The organism is Rhizobium sp. BK060 (genome assembly GCF_014193145.1).
Lineage (GTDB): Bacteria > Pseudomonadota > Alphaproteobacteria > Rhizobiales > Rhizobiaceae > Rhizobium.
The window spans coordinates 22,054-39,542 of the sequence record NZ_JACHYW010000023.1 but is presented as its reverse complement, the minus strand read 5'-3'; the positions used below and the strand labels follow the sequence as shown (position 1 = coordinate 39,542).

Sequence of the window (17,489 nt, the reverse complement as noted above, 5' to 3'; positions counted from 1 at the left end):
GCGTTAGTCGCCGAAATAGTGCGCTGCCGCCGCTCGGTAGAGATCGTCAGCGGCCGCGTCGTTCGCGCGAATGCGTGCGTTTCTCCAATGTCGATCGAGATTGCGGCCGATGCTTGTCGCTGCGTTGCCCGACAGTTCGAACAGTGCGTTGGCGACATCAAGGGCCGTCCGGCTTGCGGTGATCTTGGCGGCGGACGCAGAGAAGAACGCGGTATCAACCGTGCCGGCGGACGGGCCGACCTGGGAAAAATCGAGTTTACCGCCGGCACTTTCGACAAGTGCGGCAGTCGCTTGCACGGAGAGTGCAAGCTTGCCGATGCTGACTGAGCGCGGGGACTCCCGAAGGTTGGCGAGCGCGGCTCGAGCAATACCGAGGTCCGTGCCTGCATGGAGCAGAGCAGCCAGGGCCGAAGCCGTAGTGTGACGTTGCGGTCCATCGTCCGTTGCCGCCTTCGCGTCGCCGGTGACGCCCTGGGCGACGGCCGTGCCGGCACCATTCGTCCTCTGCCCGAAACCATCCCAGTCATCGATGATTTGCAGGCCTTCGCTCTCGCGGGCAAGATAGAAGCGAACCCGCTCGCCCTCGGCATCGATTGCGTCGGCCACGATCCAATCGACGAAGAGAAGGCCAGGGGACCGCAGGCTCCGTCCCGTCAGCTCATAAGTGGCGCCAAGCGGACTGGCAGCACCCACTTGGTCAAAGGCCGTCGCCGTGAAGTGATCACCGGCCAGCGCGCGAGCGAAGAGCAAGTCTCTTCGCTCTTCGCTCGGGTCGTTCCGGAGCTGTTCGAGAACCGCGAAATGATGCTCAAGGCACTCGGCAATCGAAGAATCGCCCTCGGCGATGATGGCGACGATCTCGCCGAGAAGTGCGTTGGCGACATCCAGCCCCTCGTTCTCCGGGGGAACTGTGACGGCTGTCAGTCCCGACTGAAAAAGGGCGTCGAGTTCTGCGCGAGGAAAGACCCGATTGATATCCCGCTCGCTCGCCTGCAGCGCGAAGTCGGCAGCAAGGCGGCGTGCGGTCGCTATCGCCTCTTCCTCGCTTTCGATACGGTGCGCTGCGGGTCTTGTCCGGTCATGAAACCGCGATACGGTTCCCATCACTCCTCCCATCCGTTGTGCCTCTAGGATTGATGGATCGCAGGTGCAATGATAAGGCGCGTTTTTCTACGAATGCACGAGCGATTGAATTTTATTGTCGTTTGATTGCACCAATGCGAAGCGTGGTGATGCTTCGACGCCCGCAATGAGAGGTTCAACATGCCTTCGACCGTCCGTGAGCGGCTGAAACTGGATCCCGGCGATATTCCGATCTACGCCATCGGCGACATTCATGGCAGACTTGACCTGCTGCAGAAGGCGGAGCAGGCGATTATTGATGATGCTGCCGCGATCCCGGGGCGAAAGCTGATCATCACGCTCGGCGACTACATTGATCGCGGGCCGTCATCGGCACAGGTGATCTCGCACCTGATGGCGCTTCCGCCCGAAAATTTCGACCGCATCTGCTTGACCGGGAACCATGAGACCACGATGCTCGACTATCTTGACGGTCTGGTTTCCTTCTCGGATTGGATGCGAATGGGCTCGGATGCGTTGCTGCGCTCCTACGGGCTCGATCCGGAGCAGCTGCCTCTGGTTTTTTCGACTGCCGCCAAGCTCGATGGCTTCATCAAGAAGTCGATTCCGAAGCCGCACGTGGATTTTCTGCGTTCCCTGCCGATTTTCGTCGATACGCCGAATGTGCTCTTCGTGCATGCGGGCATCGATCCCATGCTGCCGATCGATGCGCAAAGCGACGAGGACCTTGTTTTCATCCGTCATCGCTTTTTCGAGAGTCGTCAGCCACTGCCGAAGCTAATCGTTCACGGCCATACGCCGAACGACGAGCCGGAGGTTCTGCCGACAAGACTAAACCTCGATACCGCGGCCTTCCACAGTGGCAAACTCACTGTTGCCAGGCTATGGAAAGGGCGCGTGCATCTATTCCAGACCTGATCAGGCGCCGGCTTCTGCCGGCTCCCGCTTCTTTGACGTCTCTTCGGTGTAGTAGCTCACATATTTGTGGCGGTAGCGTTCGGTGCCGCCGAAGTTGGTGAACTTGCCGAGCTCGGTCATGTCGGTCTTGTTGAGGATCACACCCAGAATCTTGGACTTGATCTGCGGCTCGGCGTTCAGAAGGTCGCGCACGACACTCGTTGGCGTCGAGCCCCATTCGGTCACGAACAGGAAGCCGTCGACCTGTGGGGCAAATGCCTTGGCGTCGATGACAGGACCGAGCGGCGCAAGGTCGACAACGATGTAGTCGAACATCTTGCGCGCATTTTCCATGAGGTTGAACATGCCCTGCGAGGCAAGCAACTCGCTGGTGTGCATGAGGTGATCGTTCGGCAGAACCGGTAGGATTGCCAGCTTCGTCGCAGGATCGACCTTGACGGCACTCGCCCACGGAACCTCACCGAGAACGGCCTCGACGAGCCCCTGCTGCGGAGGGGTTCTCAGCATGCGCGTCAGGCCGGGGTTGCGAAGGTCGGCGTCAATGAGCAGCGTGCGCTTGCCGCTGGAGGCGAGAAGCGCGGCGAAGTTGGCCGCCGTGGTCGACTTGCCTTCTCCCGGCATCGCCGAGACGACACCGATGACGCGGTCCGATTTGCCCTGGAACATGACGTCGCTCGCAAGCTTCGCGTTGCGCAGGGTTTCGGCGAAGACCGAGCGCGGCGCTTCGAGCACGACGCGCATGATGCGTTCGAAGGTCGCGCCGGAATCGGCGGCTGCTTCGGCAGGGGCCAGCGCAGGATTGGCACGGGGCCGGAAGATCTTGCCCTCGCGCGGCGGCTTGCCGATCAGCGGCAAATAGCCGAGGAATTTGAGGCCAAGGATCGTCCTGACGTCGCCTTCAACACGGAAGAAACGCTCCCGGAATTCCTGGAAGGCCGTGAGCGCACCGCCGGCCATCAGGCCAAGGACAATGGCAAGGCCGAGTGTCATGGTCTTCTTCGGGCTGGATGGCGAAACCGGGACGCCAGCCTCAGAGATCACGCGGGCCTTGGCGATCGGGAAGGACTGCTGCTGCGATGCCTCCTCGTACTTGCCGAGGTAGGATTCGTAGAGGGTCTTTAGGGCAGTTGCCCGCTGCTCGAGATCATTGAGCTGGACAATCGACTTGTCGGCTTCCGAATTCTTGCCTGTCAGGTGTTCGATGTTCTGGCGGAGCGAGGCTTCCCGCGAGCGGGCGACTTCGAACTCGTTGCGGTAGCTGGAGGTCAGTTGTTGCAGTTCCTGATAGATCTGGCGAGTCAAATCCTGCTTTTCGGCACGCAAGGCGACGGCCTGCGGGTGGTCCTCACCGAAGTTCGTCGTGACCTCCTGTTCGCGCTTGCTCACCGAGATGTAGCGGGTGCGCAGGTCCTGGATCACCGTGTTGTCCGTCTGGCCGGACGAGATTGCCGCGTTGTTGACGGCGTTGTCGGGGCCGAGGTCGACGATCGACTTGAATTGGTTGTAGCGGGCCGAAGCGCTGGCGCTGTCGGCCTGGGCGACGATCAACTGCTTGTTGAGGTCGGCAAGCTGCTGTTCCGACATCAGCTCACCATTGGCGGACGTCAGGCCATTCTCGGCCTTGAACTTCGCGACATCGAGTGCTGCCTGCTGCGACCGTTCGCGAAGATCTGCGAGGCGCTGCTGCAGCCACACCGAGGCGCTTTCCGTGGCATCGAAATTGGCGTTCAGCTGGTCATTGAGGTAGGCCGTGGCGTATGCCTTGGTGATCCGTTGCGCGAGAAGCTTGTCGGTCGAGCGGAAGGAAACGGCCAGAACGGAGCTGCGATTGACCCGCGATACCGCCACGGCCTCCTGCAGCAAGGCTGCCGCCATCTGGCGGCGACCGTTGCGAGCATCGTCTTCCGTTACCGGCGGGCCACCAGGCGCCAAAGCGGTGACAATCAGCTTCATCCCGGACTTGAACAGCGCAGCGGGCGATTTCGGAGGGTCGAGGATCGTCTCATTGTCCTGAAGCTTCTCGGCATCGACCACGCGAAGCGCAAGCTCGTTCGACTTCAGGATTTCGACGGCGCTGGCGATCTGCATGTCGACCTGCTGTGCGCTGGCCGCCGGCGTCGGATCCTGCGCGTATTTCGCAATATCGTCGTCGAGCAGGATCTGCGTCATCGACGTGTACTGCGCCGTCGCGAAGAGCAGATAGACAACGGCGAGCGTCACTGTTGCGGCAACGCAGAGCGCAATCGCGCCGGCGCGGCGGATAACAATGGCGATCAGGCGATCGATGTCGATGAAGGAATCGGAATCGTCGGCCGCTTTGGGCAGAGAACTGTGCAAGGTCAGGTTCCGTTGGTTCATGGCTCTATCCTTTGCGGGAGCGGGTCACGCCATCGATGGCTGTGAGGTCGGTCTGCGGGCTTACCAGTTGGCGAAGCGGCGCGAGTGCGCGATGGATCCGCATGGCAATCGGCATCCTGAGATGCGCCACTGCCGACGGATTGCTCCAGGCCGTCTTGATCGCTCCGGAGATCGACCGGTCTTTGATGTTCTGTACGAGGATGAGGAATGCGCGGCCTCGGCGGAGGCTTCGTTCGCGAAACTCCTGTGCGGCCGCCGCCTCCGCATCCAGCGTGTGATCTCGAAGGAAAGCCTTATCCCCCTCGATCATGGCATCGATGTGGTGAAGGGCGAGAACGCGTGAAATCGACCCCTCACGGATCTGATAGTCGTAGCCGGGGAATGGCTCGATCACGCAGCGCCCACCAAGAGCCATGGCCGAGGCGAGGAACAGATAGTCCTCGCCGACTTTCAGGGCTTCGTTGAAGCGAAGTCCATGCCGCTCGATGAAGGCGCGCTGAAAGATCGGCTTGAGATAACCAAAGTTATGCGTTGTCTGAAACAGGGCATTCGATCTTATGAATACAGGAAGCGTCAGCTCCGGCGTCTGCGCCAGCGATTGTTCGGCAAACATTGTTTCCGGCGGCGTGCCGTCGGCGCGAATGACCCGGAGATTGTCGACGGCAATCTGAGCATCAGCCTTCTCGGTGCGCTCGATCATGCGCTGCAACCGCTCCGGTTCGACGGTGTCGTCGGAATCGAGCACGGCAAGCCAGCGGCCGGTTGCGGCAGACAACGCCGCATTGCGCGCTGCGGCAGGCCCGCCGTTGCGCGCAAGCGCCAGCAGCTTCACGTTTCTGTCGGCGTAGCTTTCTGCAATGGCTCTCGTCTCGTCCGTCGAGCAGTCATCGGCAACGATCACCTCGACCGAAACGCCCCGTTGTGCAAGCGCGCTATCGATCGCATTGGCAAGCGTCTGCGCCGCGTTGTACGCGGCGACGATGAAGCTGACGTCGGGCTGGGTTTGCGTCATGCAGCCTCCGCCGTTCCGTACTGACGGATTTCGCGAACGCCCAACAGACCGCTGACGACCCCGGTATGCATGAGGCCGCGAAGGACGTAGCGATACCGTGGGATCGGGGAAAAGATGCAAGCAAGTGCCGCGCCATAGCAAAAGATTGCCTTGGCGGCGGCAAGGCCGATCTGTTTCAGTCTCTGCAAGCCGGTGTTCGTTTCCTGAAGCAGCCGCCCATGTGTCTGGCCGAAACGGAAGCGGCGCTTGGCAAGCCAGGACAGGCCGGCGCGGCTTTCGGTCACCGGTTCATAGACGTAGGCCTCGGGCGCAAAGGCGATCCCGCCGCCTTCGGCATGCATGTGGCTGAAAAATTCCGTGTCCTCGCCGCCGGTACGTCCAAGCGCGAGGTTGAAACGACGACCGGCCACATGGGGCGAATCGAGGCGAAGGAGGACGTTGCAAGTGTAACCGGTGCGGATTTCGCCGCCGACCCAGACGGGCAGGGTCGAGTGGAAGTCACCCTCGCGCATCCAATTCGGCGCCGTCGAGGAATAGACACTGCGGACAGGGCCGAGCACGGCATCCGCCTTGGTCTTGCTGGCAACAGCAAGCAATTCCACCAGCCATTCCTCGCTGGCGTCCTCATCATCGTCGATGAAGGCCAGGAAGTCGCCGGTCGCGTTGTCCAGGCAGGCGTTTCGCGCAATCGAGATGTTCGACGCCGGGCAATGCACATAGGCAATTTCATGCGGAATGGTCGGGCGAAGCGCATCAACCCGTTCCTTCGCACTCGCAACCTTGTCGTTGTCAGCAACGATGATTTGCAGCGTTGCTCCATCAGGCACGGCGAGGACCGCAAGCGAAAGCAGCGCTTCGTCAAGCGAAGCGCGGCGATAGGTGCAAACGCCGATATCGATCTGCATGGATTTCACGTCGCTCATGAGGAGACCTTTCTGCCGCGGAAGCTCAGAAGCTCCATCCAGAAACCGGCTGACCAGGCAAAGTGCATCACCATTGCCGAAACGGCGGCGAGCGGGCCGTAGGGGTTCCTGTGGCCGATGGCCATCCAGAAGCCATAGCCGACGCAAGCAACGGCCCAGAGGCTGAACGGGATGACGGCTGCCCAGTTCAGGACGGCAAGAAACGCGCCGATGAAGACCGGCACGACGAGAAGCGGAAGCATCTGGCGAAGATTGGGCATGCTGCCGTGCTTGAGGATGTTCTTGGCCCGACCCCTGCCATAACCGAGGTACTGGCGAAAGAGTGTCGAGATGGTCGAGCGCGGATAGTAGGTCATCCGCGTCTTATCGGTCATCCAGATGCCGAAGCCTGCCTGCTTCAAGCGGTAGTCGAGTTCCGCATCCTCGTTATGGCTGAAGGTTTCATCGTAGCCGCCGACAGCGTCGAAGGCTGCGATGCGCATCAGTGCATGATGGCCGTGATTCGTCCAATGCCCCTTGGCGCCCTCGCGATGCTTGGAGCCACCGTTCCCGAGCTTGGAATTCTGAGCAAAGGCTGTTGCCTTCTGGAAGACGCCGAAGCCGACGGTTTCCATCGCGACCACGACGGAGTCCGCCTGGGTCAACACCGCCTCCTGCACAAGGCCACGGCAGTAGTCGGCCGGGTAGTCGCCGTGCGCGTCGATGCGGATCAGGTAGTCGTAGTCACGGCCAAACGTTTGGACGGCGAGATTAACGGCCGCACTCTGGATCCGCCGCGGATTGTGCAGCAGGACGATTCGTGGATCGGCGGCGCTGATGCGGGTGACGATTTCGCGAGTTGCGTCCGTACTGCCGCCATCGGCGACAACGATCTGGGCATTCATGTGATCGAGTTCGAGGCTTAATTTGGCGAGCAGAGCCTCGATGTGCTTCTCCTCGTTCAGGCAGGGAATGATGATGAGACTGGAGACGCTGGCACCGACGTCAGGCTTCATGGTTGTCCACCCTTCTGGAGATACGCTTGTGGGAACAATTGCGCCGGCGCCGCCCCTCTCTGCGGTTGCCGGAACAAGGCGGGAAAGTCTTGCGACGAGCGCCACGCAATCGCTGCGGTCGGCAAGCCAGGTCTTGCGATCCTTCGCGGCGACGGCCTCACTCAATGCGCGGTAACGCTCGCCGGTCATGTTTTCGAACAGGTGCTCGAGCTGTGTAACGTTCGCTTCCGAAAGCGCGAGGCCTATGTCGCGGGTATCGAGGAAGCGTGCCGTTTGCGTACCTTTGAGCGCGATCGGAACCGCTCCGTACAGGCAGCCCTCGTAGAGCCGGTTCGGCAGGAGCCAGCTCGAATTGAGGCCCTCCTCGAAGAAATCGATGGCCCAGGAGAAGTGGACGTCGTCGTAGATCGCCCGCAAATCTTCCGGGTTGCGGTAGGCGCCTTCGAAACGGAGGTAGGGCTCGCCGCGCACGAAGGCATCGAAATCCTCGAATTCGGAGTAGGCGGGACGACCGCGCAGCACGATCTCGACCTTGCCTTCCATGCGGCGCGAGAAATCGGCAAGCAGGCCGAGCGACTTGCGGCAGCGAAGCGCACCGAACCAGCCGATTTTCCACGGCTCGCCGGGTTGCTTCAGGGGCCGTGCGAATGCCGGCTCGATAGCTGCTTCGTCAAGGGAGATGACCTTGTTTTCAATCAAAAGCGTTTCGGCTTTGACCCCGGAGCGAGGACCGAAATAGTTCTCGATGAAGGCCGGAGAACTCGTCAGGATGAGTTTTGTGTTCTTGCCGAAATGCGCCTCGGCGCGGCGGATCGCCTTGCCGACGATGTCGTCGCGCAGCAGAAGGCGATGGATATCCAGGCATTCATAGGCAACGGGAACGTTGCCGCCGAAAAGCGCGTTGGCTTTATGCGCGACGGCCAGCGCTTCCAGATTGCGCCCGATGATGAGATTGGGCTTCTCCACGTTCTTCAGCAGAGCCTTGAGGCCCGCCATCGCCTTTGCGACAGCACTCATGCGTTGCGCAAACTTAGCGTCTGCGGTGCGGCCGAGTTCGATCGGAACCACCCCATGCACTTCGGCAAGCCGATTCTCTCCACGGCGGAAACCAGCCAGCACGACGTCGGCGCCTCCCTCGCGCAGCATCAGCACCCGCCGCCGTACGGCAGGGTCTGCCAGGTCGTGCACAAGGTAGAGCACTTTGAGCATCGAGGTTCCTTTTCGTGTGACGGCTTCCGCCGCGCTGAATTTCTGCGGGATGCTGGTCAGTTGAGCGTGCATGCGATCGATTCAGGGAACTGGCACTTGTCGCCGAGCGCGGTGAAAGCCACGCGCTCGACGCTCAGAACGGCCGGCTTCGTGTAGTCGAAGCGACCCATCCAGTTCGAAAGCGTGTCCGAACCCCAAAGACTGAAGAAGATCTTCTGCGGGGTGGACGGTATCTTCGATGGATCGGTAACGTCCTGAACAAGCTTGCCGTTCAGGTAGTAGCGCAAGCGATCCTTTTCCCAGATGAAGGCATAGTCATTGAAGCCCTCATCGGCTTTGCTGCCAACCGGAACGAGTTTCTCGTTACCGCCCTTGGCCTGCACGTATTGGTTCACCTGCACCTCGCCGGTGTTCTTGCCCAGCACTTCGAAGTCGATCTCATCGTGCTTTTGCTTGTCGGCAGGGCCGATGTAAGTGAAGAACGCAGAGTTCAGGCCCGAGCCGGTGCCCGCCTTGATGCGGGCTTCATAGGTGCCATAGCCGTAGCGCTTGGTCGTCTGGATCTCGCCACACGAATAGTTCCGATCCTTGGATTTTCCGTCCGCGAACGAGAGCTGCAGGGCACCGTTCTCAACCTTCACGTTGTTCTTCGACCAGGTGCAGTTCTGGTGAGCGCCGTTGTTCCAGCCGTCCGAAACGTACCAGAAGCCACGGTTGATCTTGTCGAAATCATCGACAAAGGACTTTCCGGATGCCTGTTGCGCCGAAGCCGGCAGCGCTGAAGCGCAGGCTGCCGCGATCGTGATGAGGCTGAGGCAAAGTTTTCGCGCATGGGCGATTTGTGTCGTCATGTGTCACCTTTGCTGTGTAACGAGTTTGCGAGAGACGTCCTGGGGCGAGGCCGGCGTCGGCGACCGTTTGGTTCGGCCGCCTGTCAAAATTGCGTAGAGGCGCGGGAAATTCTTCCGGCACAGCCCGTTCGACAGAGTGAGAAACGGAAACAGCAGGGCGAAAGACAGGACGAAGAAGAGCGGATAGAAGCTCAAGTCCGTCTTGCCCCAGAGGATCCAGAGAAAGACGAGCAGCGGGTAATGGGCGCAAAAGATCCAGAAGCTCAGGCTTCCCGTCTTCGAAAGCCGCTGGCCGAGTTGCGTCTTGATCAGCAGAGCCGACAGCAGCCAGAAGCCGAGCGCGCCGACGATTGCCAGGGCGTTGCGGAAGAACTGCACCCAATCCGGTAGGGAAGGGCCAGTGAAGAAGATCGCCGTTGCCAAAAGTGCCGAGGCGGCGAGCAGCAAGAAGACGCCAACCGGCGCAAAGCGGTCGAGAGCCTTCAGGTCGAACTGCTGCAGGGCAATGAAGATGCCGAGACTGAAGCTGAAGAGGATCGAGCGCTTCAAAACGATGTAGATCGACAGCTCCGGAACCAGCGCGATCACCAGCAAGGCGGTCAACGTCAAAATCGGAGCGCGACTGATCAGCCATGCCAGGATCGGCGAAAGCAGGATGCAAACGAAGAGATCACGAAGGAAATAGAGCGGCACGTTGGCCGGAAAATCTTCCACCGCCAGCACTTGCGTCATCAGATCGCGGCCGGACGCACGGAGTGGATCAGGCAAATAGCCGTCGCCGACCCCGACACTGGTGGCCAGAATGATCGCCGCGATGAACGCGCAGTTCCAAAGCAGGAACGGCAGGAAGACCGTCTGCGCCTTGGTGCGCACGGTTTTCCTGTAGCTGAAGTTTTCCTGCCCGCTGCGAAACAGCAGGTAGCCGGAGATCGCACTGAGACAGGGAACGCCTACACGAAAGAGCGCTTCCGTCAGAAAGATCCGGACCCAGTCAAATGCGCCGTAGGTCCCGTCATAGGGACTGCTGGCGGCGTCGAACGGTATATGGACGAACACAATGCCCGAAATGAGCACGATGCGCATCAGATTGATCCGCGACGATACATTCGCATCAACATTCACGTTATCAGTCACCCCTTTTGGGCCGCACCTCCCCTTGCGACCGTTTTCAATCAGAGCAGACTCGAGCCCGCACGCCGAAGTTAGGGCGAATTCGCGGAAGAAAATATGGCAGTGCAGCAAAAGTGATCGGGGATCCCACTTCGTAACAGTCGTCCTGTCCTGGCTCATTATGGGAAAAAACCTATGTATCGGTCCGCCCGAATCGTCCTGAACGTCAACGACAGCAGTGCATTTTATAACATGATGATATTCATCAATTTCTGGGTCCTTTCCCCGTCAGGCAACCTAAAAGTTTTTGTCGACTGGTGAACGATTGTTACAACGCGAAGCTGACGAACCGCTCCGATCGTGGCCGAATTGCGGCTTGAGACTGAGCTATCGTTTCGTTTCGATACGGTCTTGTGTGATCCGGTCTACCCATTCGCTTTGACAAACTTCGGCCGAAATGAACGTCATCATTTTGCAGTGCAGCAGACTTGCTGCGCTTTCAGTCACCCCTAGATGCGCTGGGGCGGAAACATCACTCGCGTATCTCAAGGAGAGAGTATGGCGACCTTCACGATCATCATCCCCTTTTACCAGCGTCAGGACGGGATTCTTGGCCGCGCTCTGGCGTCGGTCTTCTCACAAAGCTTCAAGGATGTTGATGTCATCGTCGTCGACGACCAGTCACCACGCTCCGTGGATGCGGACCTGGCGCTCCTGTCGGAGGAGGACAGGGCGCGCGTCACGGTGATCGCCCAGGCGAATACTGGACCGGGTGGGGCGAGAAATACAGGCCTCAATCACGTCCCGGCGGCGACGCGCTATGTTGCCTTTCTCGATTCCGACGATGTCTGGACACCGGATCACCTGGCAAATGCCATTCATGCGATGGAAACGTTAGGGGGGGATTGCTACTGGGCGTCCATCGAAGGGGGCGAGGAATTCGACTATCATTTCGGTATCGCCGCGCTCGAGAGAGAGGACGGCGCGCGGCGCCTGATGGACAAGCCGCTGATCCTCGAGGTACCGGATCTTGCCGGCGTCATGCTGAAGAACTGGGCCTTCCTGCACATGTCCTGCATGGTCATTGGCCGGCCGCTGTTCGAGAAGGTTCGTTTCGACGCGGCCCTGCGATTGGCGGCCGAGGACGTGCTGTTCTTCTGTGATTGCATCATGACGGCAAAACAGGTGCTGCTCTGCGGAGAGCCGGGGGCGCTGCGCGGGGAAGGCATCAACATTTTCCACGGCGTGGATAACGCCTCACCAGAGTTCCTCAAGCAGCAATTCATCACCTGGATGGCGCTTGACCAGCTCGAGAGCCGATTCTCCCGCAGGCCGCAGGAGATCGAGACGATCAAGGAACACAAGAACACCGCGCGCAAGCAGGCGATCTGGAGTCAGATCGGCCTGCTGCGCCGGCGCAAGAAGCCGGATTTCACGCTACTCGCACGCTGGGCAGCGCGCGATCCCCGTTTGCTTCAGAGCGCGCTGCAGCTGGCTGCGGCCAAGTTCGCGAGATAGTCGAACCCCGGCTACTTGGCCGGGGCGCTCAGAAGATATCTCAAGCCATTGCCTTGCGCGGTGACGGATACGCCACCGGGATTTCGCAGGCGCTCGGTCTTGTCCATCAGGATGCCCGTTGCAACGGGCGCGAAGGCTGCCGGGTGCGTTGCGATGTAGGCGATTGCTGCTAGCGGGCCTGATTGCGATTTGATGTCGAGGAACCGCCGCAGCTCATATTTGCCGCGAACATGCCGCTCATGCCGACGCACGGCTTCTGCGGCCTCTGGCAGCAGCCTTGACGATGTCAGGAGCGCGCGATCGGCCTCGTAAAGGCGGCGAAGATCTTCGGTGCGATGGCGACCGCTGAGCGAATTTCCGCGCACGACAGCCCCGTAGCCGCAGCTGTGGATCACCTTGTAGCGCGCGCCGAGCGCCAGCGCCCTGATGTAGAGGTCGTAATCCTCTCCAAGCCGCATCTCCTCGCGGTAACGCAAGCCATACTTGTCCAGGAAGGCCCGTCGCATGATCGGCTTGAGAAAGCCGATCTCACCGCGGCGGACGCCACGCTTGGATATGTTGCCATCGACAAAGGTGGGCAGGTCGAGGAAGAGCGGACTTTCGGCAAATTGCTGCAGCCGCTGGTGCGCCTGGCTTGCCGTCTCGGCGTCGACGAAGGCGATGTTATCGGCAACGAACTCCCAGTCGTCCTCCGCAAGCATCCGGCGAAAGCGTCCTTCGAAGAAGAAATCGTCAGCGTCGAGGATCGCGATCAGGGGTGCCGAAGAGATGTCGATGGCGTGGTTGCGGGCGGCGGATGGCCCTTTGTTCTGGTCGAATTTGACGACACTCAGCCTGCCGCTGGCGTCATCCGCACGTCTTGCAGCCTCCGCTGTGCCGTCATTGGAGCCGTCATCAACGACGACCACTTCGGCCACTTCTGGCTCCCGAAGCGCTGATTCAACAGCGGTTTCGATCGTGTCCGCCGCGTTCTTGGCTGCGATGATGACGCAAATGCTTGCCGTTTTTGCCACGCGTAGCCTCCGTTGTTTTCGCTCAACAACTAGGACGTCAAAATGTGGCGGACAACGGGCGGCCGTTCAAATGATGTTACGAGCGAGGTTGCCTCCATGCCGGAGACTATCGGTTCGAATCGCGATGCTTAGCGGTTGAACGGTTCAGAGCCTTTGAAGGGCGTCACGGGTAGCTTTTCCGCTTCTTCGCGCTTTATCGCGGGGCGGATCGTGCGGCTCCTGGATTCCTTCCAGACAAGGTAAAGCACGCCGCCGAAGTAGCCGGCCTGAAGCAGGACGGCGCAAATCGCGGTCTTGATCGCGGTGCCGGCGAGGGAACCGCTCAGCCAATACGTTGCTACAGCAAATACGGCCAGCGCGCCGAGCATGCTGAAGATAACGCGAGGTGCATACATTTGTTGCCTCCTCCATCGGAGCTTCGTTCAACGAACAATCATTGAAGACGAAACCGCCATCAGGATCCTTCCTAGGATAATGTTTTACAGGACTTCCTGTTTCAACTGAAGCTCTGGGGACGTTTTTTTGCGTCTGCGACATGGGTAGTACCGCGACGATCTTAAAGGTTTCTTCCGGCTATTGGTAAAAATGCCACGTGTTGCCGCTGTCCGGCGGCTTTCGCCAAAGATGATTAAAAAAGATTACGCACATCGCTGGTTGCGCGCAATTTGGCAATACACGTTACCATTAGTGCCACAATGTCGGTCGCACGGGGCCGGCCGGGGCGGCTTTACGTTCAACTTTTATTACAAAGTTTTAATTTCAAACGTTTAGCTGGTGCAGTGCAAAATGCATGGTGCAATGCAATAAAAGCTCTGTCGGCAAATAGAAACTGGCGCTCTGCCAGAAGCCGCGAATGCAAACCATCAATTGCCGGCACCAGGCCTGAACGACCTACACTTCAGTATCTTTGACCCACACAGCTATGTCCGAAACTTTTATTGGTACACGCAGAGATTATTTCGATGCCGCCAAAGAATTGTATAGCCATTTCAGCGGAATCTTAAAAACAAAAAAGTTGAACGGCGGCTGCAAAAACACGTCGTAAAGCCTCGGTCTTAAAATTGTGGCTTAAAAAAACAAAATCACCTCATACACTTCGAATTCGTCAGCGCTTGCTAAGCGGCCTGAGCCTACCCGACCAAACGGCAAACATAAGTGGAGTTACCTCTATGAAGTCTGCGACGAGATCGGACAGTTCGCCATTTTATGGCGCAGTTCATCAGAGCGTGTTTCCGCCGACTGGCGGGATCGCGAAACGGGCATTCGATGTGTCCGCCGCCTGCCTCGGGCTCATTTTTCTGAGCCCGCTTTTTTTGATGGTGATGTTGCTTGTGAAGCTCTCCGACAGGGGGCCGATCTTCTATGGGCATCGCCGCATCGGCCATAATGGCCAGGAGTTCCGTTGCCTGAAGTTTCGGACAATGGTCACCAATGGTGACAAGGTTCTGCAGGATCACCTGCGCAACAATCCGAAGGCCATGGAAGAGTGGCGTGCAACGCGCAAGCTGCAGGACGACCCCCGGGTCACTGCCGTTGGTGCCGTTCTGCGCAAGTTGAGCCTTGATGAGCTGCCCCAGCTCTTCAATATCATTCGTGGCGAAATGAGCGTCGTCGGTCCGCGTCCCGTTGTTCGAGACGAACTCGAAATGTACGAGAATGCGGCCGTCTATTATCTGCAATCCCGCCCCGGCCTCACGGGCCTCTGGCAGATCAGCGGACGCAATGACGTTTCTTACGCGACCCGCGTCGCCTTCGACACGCACTATGTCGAAAACTGGTCGCTGGTTCGGGATGTCGTGATCATCGCACGCACAATCCCGGCGGTATGCGCTCAACGCGGCAGCTACTAAGCCGCATCTCAAAGCCCAAACATTACTGCGCGGCAACGCCTTGCGGCTTGTCGTGCTGAAACACGGGGAAGGTTCATGGAAAAACGCTTTCTTGACGGCAAGTCCGGACGACGTCGCACGCTAAGATCCGGTATTGTTGTCGCAGCCGGGCTTGGTGCTTTTCTGGCGTCTTCATCGCTTGCTGCTGCCGACGACTACCGTCTTGGTATCATGGACAAGCTGAAGATCCGGGTGGCCGAGTGGCAGACCGCGGATGGTAGCATCCGTGACTGGTCGGTCGTCAGTGGGGACTACACGGTCGGGCCTTCAGGAAGCATTTCCCTGCCTTTCGTCGGCGATATGCCTGCCTCGGGCAAAACGACCGATGCAATCGCCCAGGAGATCGGTTCGGCACTGCAGAAGCAATTTGCTCTGAAGGACCGACCGTCTGCCTCGGTCGAGCTCTCGGAATTCCGGCCGGTCTATCTGTCCGGCGACGTCGAAAAGCCCGGCGAGTACCCGTTTGCGCCGAATCTGACGATCGTCAAGGCGGTGAGCCTTGCCGGCGGTCTGCGCCGCGCGGACGCCGGGCAGCGATTTGCCCGCGATTTCATCAACGCCAAGGGGGATGCGGTCGTCTACTTGGCCGACCGGGCACGCCTGCTGGTGAAGCAGGCGCGGCTGCGGGCCGAGATCGCGAACCAGGATACGATCGAAATGCCTAAGGAGCTTCAGGACAAGCCGGAGGCGAAGCCCCTGCTTGCCAGCGAAACGGCGCTCATGAATACACGCAAGAAGCGGCTGACGTTGCAGCTTCAGGCGCTTGCCGACCTCAAGCAACTGCTGCAAAGCGAGGTCGAGACTCTCGCCAAGAAGACTGAAACGCAGACCCGGCAGCTGCAGCTTGCAACAGAGGACCGCGACAAGGTCGAGGATCTTGCCGAAAGGGGCCTTGCGCTCAGCAACCGCAAGATGGCCGCTGAACAGCGGGCAGCGGATACCGAGGCGACCCTTCTCGATATCGATACCAACTCGCTGAAGGCTAAGCAGGACATCAGCAAGGCCAATCAGGACGAGATCACGCTTCGGAACGACTGGGATGCGCAGCTTGCCCAGGAACTGCAAAACGCCGAGGCTCAACTCGACGAACTCAATCTCAAGCTCGAAACCAGCAACTCGCTGATGGCGGAAGCATTGACGCAATCGACCGATGCCGCCCGCTTTGACACCAGCACCGGAGCTGCGAGCATCGCCTATTCGATCGTCCGCGAAGTTGACGGCAAGGCGAAGGAGATTCCGGTTCAGGAAAATACAGCACTCCAGCCCGGCGACCTTATCAAGGTCACCGCCGGATTGGCGATGAGATAACGAGGCCGCAATGCGGATCGCAAAATCTGTGCTCATTCAGCCAGGCGGGAACGCGGCTTATGCCATCCCCGCCGTGGCGCTGTCACTTTTTTGCTTCGCCTACTCGATCAAGTTCGGGCAGGTGGCGATCCTGCTTTACTATGCGCTCTGGCTGCCGCTCGTCGCCGTGGACTACAAGAAGGTGCTCGGCAGTCATGGTCGCTACCTCTGGATCTATGCGTTTGCGGCACTTGCCTTCCTGTCGGTCTTCTGGTCGGCCGTTCCCAGCATTTCGCTGCGCGCCAGCATCCAGTATCTGACGCAGGTCATCTGCGCCCTGATTGCGGTGCGCGTGCTCGATGTCAGAACGCTGACGGTGGGCATGATCGCCGGCGTCGGGATCGTTCTCGTCTACTCGCTCCTGTTCGGTTACTACGAGTACGATCCTCTGGACGGCACCTTCAGTTTCGTGGGCGCCTTCGCCTCGAAGAATCAGCTTGGCTTTTATGCGTCGCTAGGCCTGATCGTCTCTTTCGCGGCTGTCTTTATCTTCGGTGAGAGACGCCTCTGGATGGCCGCGTCAGGTGTGGTCGGGCTTCTGTCGGCATACTGCCTCATTGCCTGCCAGTCGGCGACGTCGGTACTGACGACTGCCGTGGTGATTGCCCTGATGATGGGGCTGCGCGTCGTCATCGCACTTGCCCCCGACCATCGCAAGCTGCTGGTGATCGGTGGCGGCGTCGCCGTCGTCATCCTTGCCGTTGCCGGTGTCTATCTGGGGGCGGTGGATGCTGTTCTCGGCATCTTCGGCAAGGATTCCACGCTGACCGGCCGCACCTATCTCTGGCAGCAGGGGATCGAGGCGGCCAAGCAAAACCCGGTATTGGGAATCGGCTACCAGGCCTATTGGGTCCAGGGCTTCTCCGAGCCGGAGCGGCTGTGGGAAGAGTTCTTCATCGGTTCGCGCAGCGGCTTCCACTTCCACAACACCTACATCGAAACGGCCGTCGAGCTGGGGCTCACGGGCGTCATCGTTCTTGCCGTCATGCTGTTGCGGATTCTGTGGGGGCACTTGCGCCGCGTCATCGAGGACTTCAGGAACGATGAATCCTATCTGCTGTTCTCGATCGCGATCTTGCTGACGATCCGGTCCTTCGTCGAGATCGACATTCTGACGCCATACAACGTCGGGACGTTTCTTTTCTACTTTGCCGCCGGGAAGCTGGCGATAGCGCGCCGCCAACCGGCGTTGAGCTCATGGCAACGCCAGACGTCGCCAGAGCCCGTCACTCAATAACGTCATCGCATTTCGACCGGCCTTGA

At 59.5% G+C, this 17,489-nt stretch carries 14 protein-coding genes; 5 read left to right on the top strand and 9 right to left on the bottom strand.

Annotation, left to right across the window (positions count from 1 at the left end):
• Positions 1-3: 3 nt before the first annotated feature.
• Positions 4-1,104, bottom strand: coding sequence for an acyl-CoA dehydrogenase family protein (locus tag FHT71_RS22700; RefSeq protein ID WP_132592953.1), 1,101 nt, complete (start codon positions 1,102-1,104; stop codon positions 4-6).
• Between the two features lie 159 nt (positions 1,105-1,263).
• Here FHT71_RS22700 and FHT71_RS22695 point away from each other — a divergent pair, with 159 nt between their 5' ends.
• Entirely contained in the window at positions 1,264-2,001 is a 738-nt protein-coding gene (locus tag FHT71_RS22695) for a metallophosphoesterase family protein (protein WP_007791443.1), read from the top strand.
• On the opposite strand, the gene FHT71_RS22690 is transcribed toward FHT71_RS22695, so the two are convergent.
• From FHT71_RS22690 to FHT71_RS22660, 6 genes are all read right to left on the bottom strand, one after another.
• Positions 2,002-4,359, bottom strand: a complete 2,358-nt coding sequence (locus FHT71_RS22690; RefSeq protein WP_132592951.1) for a polysaccharide biosynthesis tyrosine autokinase — start codon at positions 4,357-4,359, stop codon at positions 2,002-2,004.
• Between the two features lie 4 nt (positions 4,360-4,363).
• Positions 4,364-5,371, bottom strand: a complete 1,008-nt coding sequence (locus tag FHT71_RS22685) for a glycosyltransferase family 2 protein (RefSeq protein ID WP_132592949.1) — start codon at positions 5,369-5,371, stop codon at positions 4,364-4,366.
• Positions 5,368-6,294, bottom strand: coding sequence for a glycosyltransferase family 2 protein (locus FHT71_RS22680; RefSeq protein ID WP_132592947.1), 927 nt, complete (start codon positions 6,292-6,294; stop codon positions 5,368-5,370). Before FHT71_RS22680 ends, FHT71_RS22685 begins: the two co-directional genes overlap by 4 nt.
• On the bottom strand, positions 6,291-7,289 hold the full coding sequence (locus FHT71_RS22675) for a glycosyltransferase family 2 protein (RefSeq protein WP_183722192.1): 999 nt from the start codon (positions 7,287-7,289) through the stop codon (positions 6,291-6,293). The genes FHT71_RS22680 and FHT71_RS22675 overlap by 4 nt, the downstream gene beginning before the upstream one ends.
• A gap of 1,265 nt (positions 7,290-8,554) precedes the next feature.
• Positions 8,555-9,349: a glycoside hydrolase family 16 protein gene (locus tag FHT71_RS22665; protein ID WP_132592944.1), complete on the bottom strand. Its 795-nt coding sequence runs from the start codon at positions 9,347-9,349 to the stop codon at positions 8,555-8,557.
• A gap of 3 nt (positions 9,350-9,352) precedes the next feature.
• Complete coding sequence (locus FHT71_RS22660; RefSeq protein ID WP_132592942.1) at positions 9,353-10,471, bottom strand: acyltransferase; 1,119 nt, start codon at positions 10,469-10,471, stop codon at positions 9,353-9,355.
• 546 nt (positions 10,472-11,017) lie between these two features.
• Here FHT71_RS22660 and FHT71_RS22655 point away from each other — a divergent pair.
• Complete coding sequence (locus FHT71_RS22655; protein WP_183722141.1) at positions 11,018-11,977, top strand: glycosyltransferase family 2 protein; 960 nt, start codon at positions 11,018-11,020, stop codon at positions 11,975-11,977.
• 11 nt (positions 11,978-11,988) lie between these two features.
• Here FHT71_RS22655 and FHT71_RS22650 read toward each other — a convergent pair whose 3' ends face one another.
• Together FHT71_RS22650 and FHT71_RS22645 are read right to left on the bottom strand one after the other, a co-directional pair.
• Entirely contained in the window at positions 11,989-12,990 is a 1,002-nt protein-coding gene (locus FHT71_RS22650; RefSeq protein WP_132592938.1) for a glycosyltransferase family 2 protein, read from the bottom strand.
• Positions 12,991-13,118: 128 nt separating this feature from the next.
• Positions 13,119-13,385 carry an exopolysaccharide production repressor protein gene (locus FHT71_RS22645; protein WP_132592936.1) on the bottom strand — a complete coding sequence of 89 codons (267 nt, stop codon included), beginning with the start codon at positions 13,383-13,385 and terminating at the stop codon, positions 13,119-13,121.
• Positions 13,386-14,159: 774 nt separating this feature from the next.
• Here FHT71_RS22645 and FHT71_RS22640 point away from each other — a divergent pair.
• The 3 genes from FHT71_RS22640 (at position 14,160) to FHT71_RS22630 (ending at position 17,463) form a co-directional block, all read left to right on the top strand.
• Positions 14,160-14,840, top strand: coding sequence for a sugar transferase (locus tag FHT71_RS22640; protein WP_007791466.1), 681 nt, complete (start codon positions 14,160-14,162; stop codon positions 14,838-14,840).
• 75 nt (positions 14,841-14,915) lie between these two features.
• Positions 14,916-16,187 (top strand): polysaccharide biosynthesis/export family protein, encoded by a 1,272-nt coding sequence (locus tag FHT71_RS22635; RefSeq protein ID WP_132592934.1) that lies wholly within the window; start codon positions 14,916-14,918, stop codon positions 16,185-16,187.
• 10 nt (positions 16,188-16,197) lie between these two features.
• Positions 16,198-17,463 (top strand): O-antigen ligase, encoded by a 1,266-nt coding sequence (locus FHT71_RS22630; RefSeq protein ID WP_132592932.1) that lies wholly within the window; start codon positions 16,198-16,200, stop codon positions 17,461-17,463.
• The last annotated feature ends 26 nt before the right edge of the window (positions 17,464-17,489 follow it).